This window comes from Spiroplasma endosymbiont of Nomada ruficornis (assembly GCF_964030795.1).
In the GTDB taxonomy this organism is placed as follows: domain Bacteria; phylum Bacillota_I; class Bacilli_A; order Mycoplasmatales; family VBWQ01; genus Spiroplasma_E; species Spiroplasma_E ixodetis_A.
Map to the genome: position 1 here is coordinate 1,356,521 of NZ_OZ034962.1, position 12,670 is coordinate 1,369,190.

Genomic DNA, 12,670 nt, shown 5'->3' on the forward strand with positions numbered 1-12,670 from the left:
AAACAAGAAATAAGTATATTAATAGTTTTAAAAAAACTACTAAAATATTTTTAAAATTTAATGGAGGATGAAAATGCAAACTTTTATTGGAATTATAGGTTATTTAGCCGGAATATTGTCTATTATAACATTTATTCCACAAGCAATAAAAACAATAAAAACTAAGGAAACTAAACATATAATATTATCAACTTATATTATTTATAATATTGCTAATCTTTTTTTCTTGATATTTGGAATACTTTCAGTAACATTACCAGTAATGTGACCAGAAGGTGCTGATACTCTTGAAATTGCAATTTGAGGTTCTACCTTAATAATACCGTATACAGTAACAATGACTGCAACTAATTGTATTATTTATGTTAAAGTAAAAAATATGAAAACGTTGGGCGAAAATGCTAAAACTTTGGAGGAATAAAAATAATGGCAAATACTGAATGATGAATTATTACTATAATAGGGATTATTGGAGCACTTATTGCTGTTATAGCATTTTGTCCACAGTCTTTAAAAACAATAAAAACTAAAAAAACAGATGGTATTTCTTTACTTACATTTATTCTTTATACAACGGCTAACAGTTTATGAGTATTATGGGGCATTATTCATTTATCATATCATGGTGGATCTGAATCAACAATTTTAATGAAAGATTTAGTTATAATTTGTGCTAATACACCTTGTGCAATATGATCAGGAATTATTCTTGGTATTAAAATTAATAATATGTATAAATATGGTGAAGATTGTAAAAAATGAAAAGGTAAAGTAAATATAAAGAGTAACTTTTAATAGTTTATTTTTTTAAAAAAATAATAATTTATTACTAAAAATGCATTGTAATGATGCATTTTTTAATAGTTATAGTAGTAAAATACTTATCAAAATTAAAAATATAATTTAAGTTATAATATATGTATAATTAAAAATTCTGTGGGGTTAAATAATGATAATTCAAAATGATGTTTATAAAATTCTAGTACAAGTAATCCTAGAAAAAGGTCATTGTAATGTTTTATTAGCACAAATGATGCGAGATAAAAATCTAACATTATCAGAAAAAGAAGCAATTGAAAAGATAGTACTAGGAACCTTAAAAAATCAAATTTATTTAGATTATATATTAAATCAAATATGAAATGTTTTGAAATCAGTAATTACTATTCCTTTTCACATAACTATTTTATTATGAATAGTTTTATATGAAATCTATTTTTTAGAAATTACTAATAAAGAAATTTTCATTGAAAATACTTTAAAAAAAGTAAGCACCATTAATTAAACTAACATTTATTATTTCTAAAGTATTAGATTTATGTTTTACTGAATTTAGATCAGAATTTAATTTACAAAAAGAAAGTAAACAAAATATTAAATTAATTAAATATAGTTATCCTAGTTGATTATACTCTTTAATAAAATCACAATTTAGTATTAATATTGCAAATCAATTGATAAAAGATAACTTAAGAATGCCATTAATTAGTTTTAGAGTTAATACATTAAAAACTACTGTTAATAAAGTGTTAAACAATGAAAATTATAAATCTTTTAACTTTTGTTTAAGCGAGATAGTATCTGATGGTATTATTAGTTCAAAGTCAATTTTTAACACAAAATTATATGAAAATGGTGAAATTATTAAACAAGATCAAGCAAGTATGTTAGTTAGTCATATTTTAGATCCACAACCATATGATGAAGTATTAGATATGTGTGCAGGAATTGCTAGTAAAACAGCCCATATGGCAGCTTTAATGTCTAATCACGGTAAGATAGTTGCTTGTGATATAAATGAAGAACGATTAAAAATTGGTGCTACTTATTTAAAAAAATTAGGGGTAACAAATACTAAACTTAAATATGGTGATTCTACAATATTAGATTTTAATAATAAATTTGACAAAATTTTAATTGATGCTCCTAGTACTGCTTGAGGTTTAATTAAAAGAAAAACAGAAGTTAAACTTATCAATTGAAGTAAAGAAGAAATTAATCAGTTAATTACTGTTCAAGCAAAATTATTAAATAAGGCTTATCAACTTTTAAAACCTGAAGCGATAGTTGTGTATGTTACTTGTACTTTCAATATTAAAGAAAATCAAAATCAAATTGAGAATTTTGTTAAAAATCACCCAGATATGACAATCATTGCAGAAAAACAATTTTTTGGTTTTAATAACAATACTGATGGATTTTATATTTGTAAATTAAAAAAAGGAATATAGGGGGACAGTTTATGAAAATAAATGCTAGTTATAAAACAGATGTTGGTAATTATCGTAAAAATAATCAAGATGCCGTTTTATATTTAACAAATAACACTGGACAAGTTATTGGTGTTGTTTGTGATGGATTGGGTGGTCATAAATGTGGTGAAGTGGCGAGTAATATGGCTGTTAGTATGTTAAAAAAATTTTTTGAAACAACAGATTTTACTAAATTAAAACATGATAAACAAATTCATGCATGATTACAAGAAAAGATAGAAATTATTCAAATTGAAATGAATAATTTTAGTTTAAGTAATGAACAAGCGCTTGATATGGGAACAACTATGGTAATAATTTTAATTACTAATAACAAAGCTTATTTAGTAAATATTGGTGATTCACGTATTTATCAATATAGTGAACAAGGATTAAAACAGTTAACAGTTGATCATAATATTTTAAATTTATATTTACAAAAAAATACAACTAAAGAATCAAGTGTTGATTTAAATCACACTTATTGAAAGGCATTGACTAGTGCTCTTGGTCCACGTAAGCCATTAAAAACTGATATTTTGCATTTACCATTAATAATTCCATCATATTTTCTTTTAACTAGTGATGGTGTTCATGATTTTTTAGAAGAATATGAAATAGTTAATATTTTAGAAAAAAATGGAAATATTAATAATAAAGTTAAATTATTAATTAAGCAAGCATTACTTAATGTTTCAACTGATAATGTTACTGCATTATTAATGGAAATAAAATTTTAGTCTTTTGATATTTTTGTGTAAAATATAAATTATAAATAAGTTAGTAATTTTTAAAAAATAAATTTAAAAGTAATGGTGAAACTAATGGAAATAAATAAATTATTGAATAATCGTTATCATATTTTAAAAATTATTGGTTCGGGTGGTATGGCTAAAGTTTATGAAGCACAAGATAAATATTTAAATCGGCAAGTTGCTTTAAAAGTAATTAATCCAATTTCACCACTAGATGACTTAATAAAAGAACGATTTTTGCAAGAAATTAGAGCAGTATCTAGAGTTAGACATCCCAATGTTATTTTGGTATATGATGTTTTTATTGATAAGAAAGATTGATGCTTAGTTTTTGAATTATTAGAAGGTAAAACATTAAAAGAATATTTAAGTAATTATTCAGTTTTATCAGTTAATGAAGTTATAGTTATTATGAAAGAAATTTTAAAAGGGGTTAATGCGTGTCATTCAGTCAATATTATTCATCGTGATTTAAAACCTGAAAATATTATTTTAACTAGTAGTGGAGCAATTAAAGTTTTAGACTTTGGTATTGCTGTTATTGATGATTATGAAGTTAAAAAACACGCTAATCAAGTTGTAGGAACAATGAAATATATTGCTCCAGAAGTAGTAAAATTTCAAAAACCAACAATTCAAAGTGATATTTATGCTTTGGGTATTATATTATATGAATTATTAGTTGGTAAACCACCTTTTTTTCATAAAAATCCACAAATATTAGCCGCTAAACATATTAAAGAACCAATGCCATTAATTCATGAAATTAATAAGAATATTCCACAAAGTTTAGAAAATATTATTTTGAAGGCAACTGCTAAGAATATTAATGATCGCTATCGGACAATTAGTGAATTGAGTAATGATTTAGATTGTTGTTTAAAAACGGAAAATAAAAATAATATGTTATTTAAGAAAAATTACTTAAATTCACAAAAATTAAAAAAACCATTTTATTTAAAAAAAGAATTTTTATTATCTTTAATTTTAATTATATTATTACTTATTGGTGTTATTATAAGCATATTAATTTTATATTAATTGGAGGACACTATGAATTTTAAACAAGGAATAGTTATTGGAGTTGCAAATAACTTTGTTGAAGTAAGAATTGATAATCAAATTTTTTCTTGTTTAATCAAAGGAAATTTAAAATTTCAAACAGCAAAAATTTTAGTTGGTGATTATGTTAAAGTTAATTTTAAAGATGATAAAAATCCTTTGGTTGAATCAATTTTACCTCGATTTAATGAACTATATCGACCAAGCATTGCTAATGTTGATCAAGTATTAATTGTTAGTTCTCTTGTTAATCCTTTTCTTAGTAGTTTTCTATTAAATAAATTATTAACTATTTTTAATTATTATCATTTAAAAATAATTTTAATATTTACAAAAATTGATTTGGTAACTAAAGATAATGAAGTTTGAACAAAAGTTAAAGCATATCAGAATTTAAATTTACCAACAATTTTTATTTCAAATGTTAAAAAAAATGGTATTGAAGATTTAAAAAAAGTTTTTACAAACAAGTTATCAATATTAACAGGTACTTCAGGAGTGGGAAAGAGTTCAACTTTAAATAGTTTGGATAATAATTTAAAATTATGAACACAGGATATTTCTAAAAGTTTAAATCGTGGTAAACATACCACAACTAAAACTCGCCTTTATTTTTTACATGATGGTATTATTGCAGATACACCTGGTTTTTCGGTCTTTCAGTTACAAGGTCTAAGTAGTATTGATATTGCTACTAATTTTCCTAGTTTTACTAATATTTGACAAAATTGTAAGTTTCGTACTTGCTTACATCAGCAAGAACCAGAATGTGCAATTAAAAAAGCAGTTGCAAATAAAATAATTTCTAGTTTTTTTTATGAAGATTATTGTAAAATTTTAATAGAATTCAATAAAATTAATAATTTAAAATAAAGGATGGTAATATATGAAAAAAGAAGTAACAATTGCCGCTAGCATTTTAACTGCTAACTTTCTATCTTTAAAAGATGATTTATTAAATTTACAAAATGCAGGAATTAATTGAATTCATTTTGATGTTATGGATCATCATTTTGTTGAAAATTTAAGTTTTGGTGCAAAAATATTAAGTGATGTATGTAAATTTAGTTCTAATATCAATATTGATTGTCATATGATGGTAAAGATAACAACATTAAAAGTATGTGATTATTTAAAACCATTTATAATTTTACCGCAAGTTAAAAATATTACTTTGCATTATGAAGCATTAACAGAAGAACAATTAAAAGAATTTCTGCAGTGAAAAAACCCTGGTTTTAAAAAAGGAATTGCCATTAATCCTGATACACCAATTTCAAAAATTTATGATTATTTGAAAGATCTTGATACAATTTTAATTATGAGTGTGCAACCAGGTGCGGGTGGACAACGTTTTTTAGATTTAACTATTAATAAAATTAAAATGTTAGTAAAACATATCGATAATAATTTTCCAAATATTACAATTGCTGTTGATGGTGGCATTAATAATTTAACAGCAAATGATTGTATTGCTGCTGGTGCTAATTACCTAGTAGCGGGTAGTTATTTATTAAATAGTGATAATTCAGTAAAAAAACAAGTTGCGATGTTAACAAATTATGAAAAATAGTGATATTAAACAATTAGTAATTGTTTGTCGTGATTATAATTTAAATTGAGAACAATTTATTAATCCAATTTTTATTGGTGTTGAAACTGGTGTTTTATCATTATTAAAATATAACAAACCAATTAAGTTTATTTGTGGTGATAATGATACCATTAATAAACAACAGTTAAAGATTTTAAATGATCAAAGTAAAATACATAATTTTGAAATTATTACTTTTAATAAAGAAAAAGATTTTATTGATAGTGAACTTGCGATAGTTACTGCAATTTCCAAAAAAATTGATTTTCAACAAATAGTGATAGTAAGTGATGGAATACGTTGGGATATGTTACTTGCTAGTATTAATATATTAAAAAAATATGAATGTTTTAACCCAATTTTATTAGGTGAAAATAATTATTGTTTTTTACTAAAAGAAAAATCAGAATATATTGTTTACAATTGACAATTAACATATAAATATATTTCTTTTTTTAGTTTAGACAATGAAGAAGTAATTTATAATTTTAGTGGTTGTAAGTTTTATCCAAATCAAGATATTACTGTTACTAATAATAGTACGCAAACTATTAGTAATGAATTTAACAAAGAAGAAAGACCAAAACTAATTATTAAAAAAGGAAAATGTTTAGTTTTTTTACATAAATAATTTTTAAAATTTAGAAAAACTAATTATTATTTTATGACAAAAGTATATTAATAAAATCTTAAAAAAAAGATAGTATAATAAAAATCATAAACTTAATATAAGTTTTCTAACCCTTATTTTTATTAAAAATAAATGGGTTTTTTTATTTTTTAAAAGAGGAGAAATTAAAAAATGGTAAAAGAAAAAATGTCATCTGCAACAGAGTTAATAAAAAAACTTGAAAGTATAAAGTTAAGATATCAAAAACAACATAATACTCAAATTCCTTATTTTAAAAGAATTATTGAAGAATTAAAAGGTATATCTTTGGTTGCAGATATTCCTAATGTTATTAAAAACCTTAATTATCTTCAAGATAATTGCGGAAAAAGTACTAAAAAATATTCTGATAAAGCAATAATGCCAATTTTATCTTTGTTTACTGTAACTATTAGTTTTTTAGAAGCACAAGTAAATAAGGGGGCATTAGCAATAGATTTTAAAAATATATATAAATATGATTTAAGTAATGTTTTAACTACTTCAGAAGATAAGTTATTTGTATTAGGTTCACAAACTGATTTAGAAGTTAAAATAAAGTATAGAGATAGTTCTAAAAGTTTAGATGATTTAACACTATATGATAGTTCAGACATGCTAAATTGTAAAGGTAAGTGCAACTAAATTATTTTTCTATCCAAATATTCGATTGGTGAAAGATAATTTAATATTTTTCTCGGTCTTTGATTTAAAGACAATATAAATTTATGAACTTCATTTTTATTAGTTTTTGAAAAAATAAATTTTTTAGGAAATTTTTCTCTAATTAAACCATTAGTATTTTCATTAGTACCTCTTTGTCAAGGTGAATATGGATTGGCAAAATAAATTTTTACATCTAAATTTTTTTCAAGTTGTTGTCAATTTGAAAATTCTTTGCCACGATCAAAAGTAATAGTTTTAACAATGTTTTTAGGAAGAATTGATAAATAATAACTGACATTTTTATTAATAACTTTAGTAGTTCTGTTTTTAACTAATATTGCTAAAGCAAATCGTGATACTCTTTCAACTAAAGTTATTAAACATGATTTGCTTTTACCTCGTGATGATACTATAGTATCTCCTTCTCAATGACCAAGTGTTATACGATCATTAACATTTATATCTCGTTCTTTAATTGATTTACCATTAAACTTGCCACGATTTTCTTTAGATTTTCGTTTTTTACCTTTTCTTCTTAAATTTTTACTAATAACTTTATCAAGCATTCCAAAATAAATTCAAGTATAAATTGTTTTAAAACTAATAACTCACTCTTTATGAAAATTTTTAATTCTGCCATAAATTTGTTCAGGTGATCAACCTAATAGTAATTTTTGTTGTACATATTTTACTAAATTCTTATTTTTAAACTTATGAACACTAATATGTGATTGTTTTCGATTTTCAGCTTTATTTTGTGCAATTAATGAAAAATCATGATTATTATCTTTATTTCTATTAATTTCTCGAATAATAGTACTAATACTTCGATTAAGATTTTTAGCTATTTCACTAATTTTAAATTTAAATTTCAATTGATTCTCAATATAAATCCTTTCATCTATGCCAAGATGTTTATAACTCATATAAAAACTCCTTACTTTTTTCTAAACTAAATTTAGCATTATGGAATTTTTATATGAGAATTTTTTGCAATTTTATTTACTTGCACTTACAAGTATAATTCAGCATTGTAAAAATTAAAAATTATTAAGTTACAAAATGATAAAATTAATATATAAAAAGTAAAGGAGGAAGTAAATGGAAAAAATTGGTGCTGCAGTTTATTTACATTTAGCAAATTTAGAAGAAATTAAAAATTATACCGAATTATTAGCCAAGAATAATATTAAAACTATTTTTACAACTTTAATTAGTTTTAAAAAAACAGATTATGAAAATTTAAAAAAATTAGTAGTATTAACACAAATTGCTAAAAAGTATAATATGCATGTTTTTGCAGATATTAATATTGAATTTATTAATGAATTTAATCTGAATCTTAATAAACGACTTGATTTCATAAAGTTTTTTAAAATGTATGGTTTATCGGGTATTCGTTGCAACGAAGGAATTGATATTAAGCATCAAGCAAAATTAAGTCAAAATCGTTTAAATTTTAAAATATTTATTAATGGTTCATATGTTATTAATGATATCAACTACTTAATATTATTTTATAAAGCTAATGTTAATAACCTTATTAGTTGTTATAATTTTTATCCACAAAGATATACCGGTGCTGATATTGACTTTTTTTGTTTAAATCAATCTGAAAGCGTTGTTAATAAAATTCCATTTGCCAGCTTTGTTACATTATTAGGAAAAGATAAAATTGGACCTTGAAAATATAATGATAATTTACCAACATTAGAACTGCATCGTGATTGACCATTGGTAACACAAATTCGTCATTATATTGCTTTATGCATTGATATGATAATTATTGCTAACCAGTTTTTAACAGAATATGATTTGAAAATGATAAATGAAATTGATTATAAAAATTTATCGTTAAAAATTGAGTTAAATTCTAATATTACTGATAGTGAACAACAGATTCTTTTTGATAAAATATTCATAAAGTTAGATCTGATTTAGCACGTGATATAATTCGTAGTGTTATTTCTCGAGTTATATATCAAGAATTAGATATCCCTGCTAACAATACTAATCAATGATTAGAAAAAGGTGATGTTGTTATTCTTAATAATAAAGCACAAAATTATCGTGGTGAATTACATATTATTACAAATAAAATTAAAAATGATGGTATTCGTAACGTTGTTGGCAAACTTTCTAAAGAAGATTTAAATTTTATTCCATTTTTAGTATCAAATCGTTCATTTAGATTTATTTTATAAATAAATTTTTTGTTTTATTTATTAAAAACATAAACATTTAAAATATGATAAAATCATTAAGTATTATTAAATAATAGTTAGTAAGTGTGAAATTTTAAAAGATAATCTTACTTTTAATTTTTTTTAAAATAAAAAGTTTAATATTGTATAAAAATATTGATAATTTTTTAATTTACTAATATAATTGTTAAAGTAAAATAAAAAATAGGAGCTGACATGAATGCATTCAGTGAAAAAATCACCATCATCAGACAACAAAGAAAACGAAGAACGAACAAGTAGTGAACAAGAGTTTCAACGTCTTTTAAAAGGATTTAGTAAAAAGGCCCAAGAAACTAAAAGAGCAGAAAAAAGACATAAACATTTTCTTTCTGCGCGTGATGAAAAACGCGAAAAACAAAGCGCTGCTGCTAAAAAGAAAAAACATCGTAAGTAATAAAAAGGAAAAAATGGTAATCACTGTTAATTATTATTGACGGTGATTTTTTATATGAAATATCCTTTTGTTCAACAAGAAACAGAAAATGATTGTGGTTTGGCATGTCTTGCTATGATATATAGGTTTTATTTTAAGAAGAAGTTATTAATTAATGACATAAAAAAAGATATATTTTTAACAAAATTGGGAATTAATCTTTTAGAATTAAAACAATTGGCTAGTAATTATAATTTATTATTAAAAGCTTATAATATTAATTTTGATAAATTAAAATCACTAATAATTGTTAAACCATTAATTATTCAAATGCTGAATTATACTTGTAAGTGCAAGTAAATAAAATTGCAAAAAATTCTCATATAAAAATTTCATAATGCTAAATTTAGTTTAGAAAAAAGTAAGGAGTTTTTATATGAGTTATAAACATCTTGGCATAGATGAAAGGATTTATATTGAGAATCAATTGAAATTTAAATTTAAAATTAGTGAAATAGCTAAAAATCTTAATCGAAGTATTAGTACTATTATTCGAGAAATTAATAGAAATAAAGATAATAATCATTATTTTTCATTAATTGCACAAAATAAAGCTGAAAATCGAAAACAATCACATATTAGTTTTCATAAGTTTAAAAATAAGAATTTAGTAAAATATGTACAACAAAAATTACTATTAGGTTGATCACCTGAACAAATTTATGGCAGAATTAAAAATTTTCATAAAGAGTGAGTTATTAGTTTTGGGAGCGTACCGAAGATGTCGATAAATAAAAATTTTTAAAAATAACTCCTTTCTTTTTTAAACTATTAAATTAAAAAATAAATGACAAAAGACGAGAATAAAATTCTTGTCTTTTTTTGTAATTGTAAAATTGTAAAATTTTTAATAACCGTCTTTAGCACTATTATCAACACGTGTTAGGGAACTAAAAAAGTGAACTACAACATAGTTGTTAAAAATAGTAGCTAGCATGTGGACTTGCATGGATAAATAAAAAGTGGAGTGATACCTAATAAAATATACTAACCAGAAATGGTAATTCTTGGGGTGGGAGCGAATTGGAAACTAGTATATATAGACCCGGAGTGGGGACCAACTATTATTCTTTATTTAACCAACCTTGCCACTACCAAGTGAGCAAGTGTTGGTTTTATTTTTTATTTTTTTTTGAAAAATTTTTGGGCGAGAAAATAAATTTCAAACTTGTAAAAAAAATTGAGCGGGACCGGTTCAATTAAAATATTAATTTGCTAAACGCAAATTAAATAAATATTGAATCGAATGCCTCAATGTTTTTTAAAATTTCACAATTTATTTTTGAGCCCAGAATGGCTGGAATGAATAAAACAAATAGTAGTATTATTAATAATCTAAGAATAAAAATATATGTTCTTTATGCTAGAAGCAACAGAACATATTAGGAAAGGATTATTATGCAAATAGAATTTAAAAAAGAACAAATTGTTAAAGATAAACCACCATCTATTCTTATTGATTATGTTGAATATAAATTATCTCTTCCAAAATGAATGATTAAAAATAATTCTTTTATTGTTGATAACAGTTACACATATTGAGTTTTTAATTTAGAAAATATTAAAAAAGAATTAAGTGGTAATGAATTAATAAAGTTATTAGAACCATATATTAAAGACCAAAAAATAACTGTTAATAAACCAACTGCTCCAAAAGAATATTATCTTAATGATATAAAACTTGAACAATTAACATTTTATGAACAGCATAATAGTTGATTTATGGGTGAAATAACAGATAACAAAACTAAAATTACTAATCCTTGTTTTAAATATAACATTACGTGAGAAGAAAACAGAAAAGGTTTTAAAATAAATAATCCATATAAACATGATGATTTACCAATTAATTATATAGTTACTTCTTATAAGGAAATTTCAACTCATAATGAAAAAGTATTTTTGTTGAACGCTAAATTGTAAAGGTAAGTGCAACTAAATTATTTTTCTATCCAAATATTCGATTGGTGAAAGATAATTTAATATTTTTCTCGGTCTTTGATTTAAAGACAATATAAATTTATGAACTTCATTTTTATTAGTTTTTGAAAAAATAAATTTTTTAGGAAATTTTTCTCTAATTAAACCATTAGTATTTTCATTAGTACCTCTTTGTCAAGGTGAATATGGATTGGCAAAATAAATTTTTACATCTAAATTTTTTTCAAGTTGTTGTCAATTTGAAAATTCTTTGCCACGATCAAAAGTAATAGTTTTAACAATGTTTTTAGGAAGAATTGATAAATAATAACTGACATTTTTATTAATAACTTTAGTAGTTCTGTTTTTAACTAATATTGCTAAAGTAAATCGTGATACTCTTTCAACTAAAGTTATTAAACATGATTTGCTTTTACCTCGTGATGATACTATAGTATCTCCTTCTCAATGACCAAGTGTTATACGATATTAACATTTATATCTCGTTCTTTAATTGATTTACCATTAAACTTGCCACGATTTTCTTTAGATTTTCGTTTTTTACCTTTTCTTCTTAAATTTTTACTAGTAACTTTATCAAGCATTTCAAAATAAATTCAAGTATAAATTGTTTTAAAACTAATAACTCACTCTTTATGAAAATTTTTAATTCTGCCATAAATTTGTTCAGGTGATCAACCTAATAGTAATTTTTGTTGTACATATTTTACTAAATTCTTATTTTTAAACTTATGAAAACTAATATGTGATTGTTTTCGATTTTCAGCTTTATTTTGTGCAATTAATGAAAAATAATGATTATTATCTTTATTTCTATTAATTTCTCGAATAATAGTACTAATACTTCGATTAAGATTTTTAGCTATTTCACTAATTTTAAATTTAAATTTCAATTGATTCTCAATATAAATCCTTTCATCTATGCCAAGATGTTTATAACTCATATAAAAACTCCTTACTTTTTTCTAAACTAAATTTAGCATTATGAAATTTTTATATGAGAATTTTTTGCAATTTTATTTACTTGCACTTACAAGTATAATTCAGCACATTTTTTAAACAAAATTTATTA

The 12,670-nt window shown here is 22.9% G+C and carries 20 protein-coding genes; 17 read left to right on the forward strand and 3 right to left on the reverse strand.

The features are described 5' to 3' along the window. Positions 1 to 73: 73 nt before the first annotated feature. The 10 genes from AAHM79_RS08220 to AAHM79_RS08265 all read left to right on the forward strand — a co-directional run bounded on the left by AAHM79_RS08220 (position 74) and on the right by AAHM79_RS08265 (position 6,957). Entirely contained in the window at positions 74 to 421 is a 348-nt protein-coding gene (locus AAHM79_RS08220) for a SemiSWEET family sugar transporter (protein WP_174481527.1), read from the forward strand. 5 nt (positions 422 to 426) lie between these two features. Next, the gene (locus AAHM79_RS08225) at positions 427 to 795 is read left to right on the forward strand and encodes a SemiSWEET family sugar transporter (protein WP_174481526.1); all 369 of its coding nucleotides are present in this window, start codon (positions 427 to 429) and stop codon (positions 793 to 795) included. A gap of 154 nt (positions 796 to 949) precedes the next feature. Beyond that, positions 950 to 1,285 carry a transcription antitermination factor NusB gene (locus tag AAHM79_RS08230; RefSeq protein ID WP_342257602.1) on the forward strand — a complete coding sequence of 112 codons (336 nt, stop codon included), beginning with the start codon at positions 950 to 952 and terminating at the stop codon, positions 1,283 to 1,285. A 169-nt stretch (positions 1,286 to 1,454) separates the two neighbouring features. Further along, on the forward strand, positions 1,455 to 2,231 hold the full coding sequence (locus AAHM79_RS08235) for an RsmB/NOP family class I SAM-dependent RNA methyltransferase (RefSeq protein WP_342257603.1): 777 nt from the start codon (positions 1,455 to 1,457) through the stop codon (positions 2,229 to 2,231). Positions 2,232 to 2,242: 11 nt separating this feature from the next. Continuing rightward, positions 2,243 to 2,992: a PP2C family protein-serine/threonine phosphatase gene (locus tag AAHM79_RS08240; RefSeq protein WP_342257604.1), complete on the forward strand. Its 750-nt coding sequence runs from the start codon at positions 2,243 to 2,245 to the stop codon at positions 2,990 to 2,992. Positions 2,993 to 3,076: 84 nt separating this feature from the next. After that, entirely contained in the window at positions 3,077 to 4,048 is a 972-nt protein-coding gene (locus tag AAHM79_RS08245; protein ID WP_174481523.1) for a serine/threonine-protein kinase, read from the forward strand. Positions 4,049 to 4,060: 12 nt separating this feature from the next. Then, entirely contained in the window at positions 4,061 to 4,942 is an 882-nt protein-coding gene (gene rsgA / locus AAHM79_RS08250; RefSeq protein ID WP_342257605.1) for a ribosome small subunit-dependent GTPase A, read from the forward strand. A gap of 13 nt (positions 4,943 to 4,955) precedes the next feature. Next, complete coding sequence (locus tag AAHM79_RS08255; protein WP_342257606.1) at positions 4,956 to 5,642, forward strand: ribulose-phosphate 3-epimerase; 687 nt, start codon at positions 4,956 to 4,958, stop codon at positions 5,640 to 5,642. After that, positions 5,632 to 6,294: a thiamine diphosphokinase gene (locus AAHM79_RS08260; protein WP_342257607.1), complete on the forward strand. Its 663-nt coding sequence runs from the start codon at positions 5,632 to 5,634 to the stop codon at positions 6,292 to 6,294. The genes AAHM79_RS08255 and AAHM79_RS08260 overlap by 11 nt, the downstream gene beginning before the upstream one ends. Positions 6,295 to 6,465: 171 nt before the next feature. Then, positions 6,466 to 6,957, forward strand: a complete 492-nt coding sequence (locus tag AAHM79_RS08265; RefSeq protein ID WP_342257608.1) for a hypothetical protein — start codon at positions 6,466 to 6,468, stop codon at positions 6,955 to 6,957. On the opposite strand, the gene AAHM79_RS08270 is transcribed toward AAHM79_RS08265, so the two are convergent. Then, on the reverse strand, positions 6,954 to 7,904 hold the full coding sequence (locus AAHM79_RS08270; protein WP_342257609.1) for an IS30 family transposase: 951 nt from the start codon (positions 7,902 to 7,904) through the stop codon (positions 6,954 to 6,956). The two genes, AAHM79_RS08265 and AAHM79_RS08270, sit on opposite strands and share 4 nt — an antisense overlap. 175 nt (positions 7,905 to 8,079) lie before the next feature. Here AAHM79_RS08270 and AAHM79_RS08275 point away from each other — a divergent pair, with 175 nt between their 5' ends. The 7 genes from AAHM79_RS08275 to AAHM79_RS08300 all read left to right on the forward strand — a co-directional run bounded on the left by AAHM79_RS08275 (position 8,080) and on the right by AAHM79_RS08300 (position 11,580). After that, positions 8,080 to 8,919, forward strand: coding sequence for a MupG family TIM beta-alpha barrel fold protein (locus AAHM79_RS08275; protein WP_342257610.1), 840 nt, complete (start codon positions 8,080 to 8,082; stop codon positions 8,917 to 8,919). Between the two features lie 35 nt (positions 8,920 to 8,954). Then, positions 8,955 to 9,182, forward strand: a complete 228-nt coding sequence (locus AAHM79_RS09690; protein ID WP_425289559.1) for a phospho-sugar glycosidase domain-containing protein — start codon at positions 8,955 to 8,957, stop codon at positions 9,180 to 9,182. 220 nt (positions 9,183 to 9,402) lie between these two features. After that, complete coding sequence (locus AAHM79_RS08280) at positions 9,403 to 9,618, forward strand: hypothetical protein (RefSeq protein WP_174480618.1); 216 nt, start codon at positions 9,403 to 9,405, stop codon at positions 9,616 to 9,618. Between the two features lie 54 nt (positions 9,619 to 9,672). Continuing rightward, a complete protein-coding gene (locus tag AAHM79_RS08285; RefSeq protein ID WP_342257611.1) occupies positions 9,673 to 9,957 on the forward strand; it encodes a cysteine peptidase family C39 domain-containing protein in 285 nt (94 codons plus the stop codon). Between the two features lie 76 nt (positions 9,958 to 10,033). Then, positions 10,034 to 10,402 (forward strand): helix-turn-helix domain-containing protein, encoded by a 369-nt coding sequence (locus tag AAHM79_RS08290; protein WP_342257612.1) that lies wholly within the window; start codon positions 10,034 to 10,036, stop codon positions 10,400 to 10,402. A 509-nt stretch (positions 10,403 to 10,911) separates the two neighbouring features. After that, positions 10,912 to 11,043 carry a hypothetical protein gene (locus AAHM79_RS08295; protein WP_342257424.1) on the forward strand — a complete coding sequence of 44 codons (132 nt, stop codon included), beginning with the start codon at positions 10,912 to 10,914 and terminating at the stop codon, positions 11,041 to 11,043. A gap of 12 nt (positions 11,044 to 11,055) precedes the next feature. Then, positions 11,056 to 11,580 (forward strand): hypothetical protein, encoded by a 525-nt coding sequence (locus AAHM79_RS08300; protein WP_342257613.1) that lies wholly within the window; start codon positions 11,056 to 11,058, stop codon positions 11,578 to 11,580. 12 nt (positions 11,581 to 11,592) lie between these two features. Here the strand turns inward: AAHM79_RS08300 and AAHM79_RS09695 are convergent, their stop codons facing one another. Both AAHM79_RS09695 and AAHM79_RS08305 read right to left on the reverse strand, forming a co-directional pair. Further along, positions 11,593 to 12,060, reverse strand: a complete 468-nt coding sequence (locus AAHM79_RS09695; RefSeq protein WP_425289560.1) for an IS30 family transposase — start codon at positions 12,058 to 12,060, stop codon at positions 11,593 to 11,595. Continuing rightward, positions 12,057 to 12,542: an IS30 family transposase gene (locus tag AAHM79_RS08305; protein ID WP_342257614.1), complete on the reverse strand. Its 486-nt coding sequence runs from the start codon at positions 12,540 to 12,542 to the stop codon at positions 12,057 to 12,059. Before AAHM79_RS08305 ends, AAHM79_RS09695 begins: the two co-directional genes overlap by 4 nt. Positions 12,543 to 12,670 lie beyond the last annotated feature (128 nt).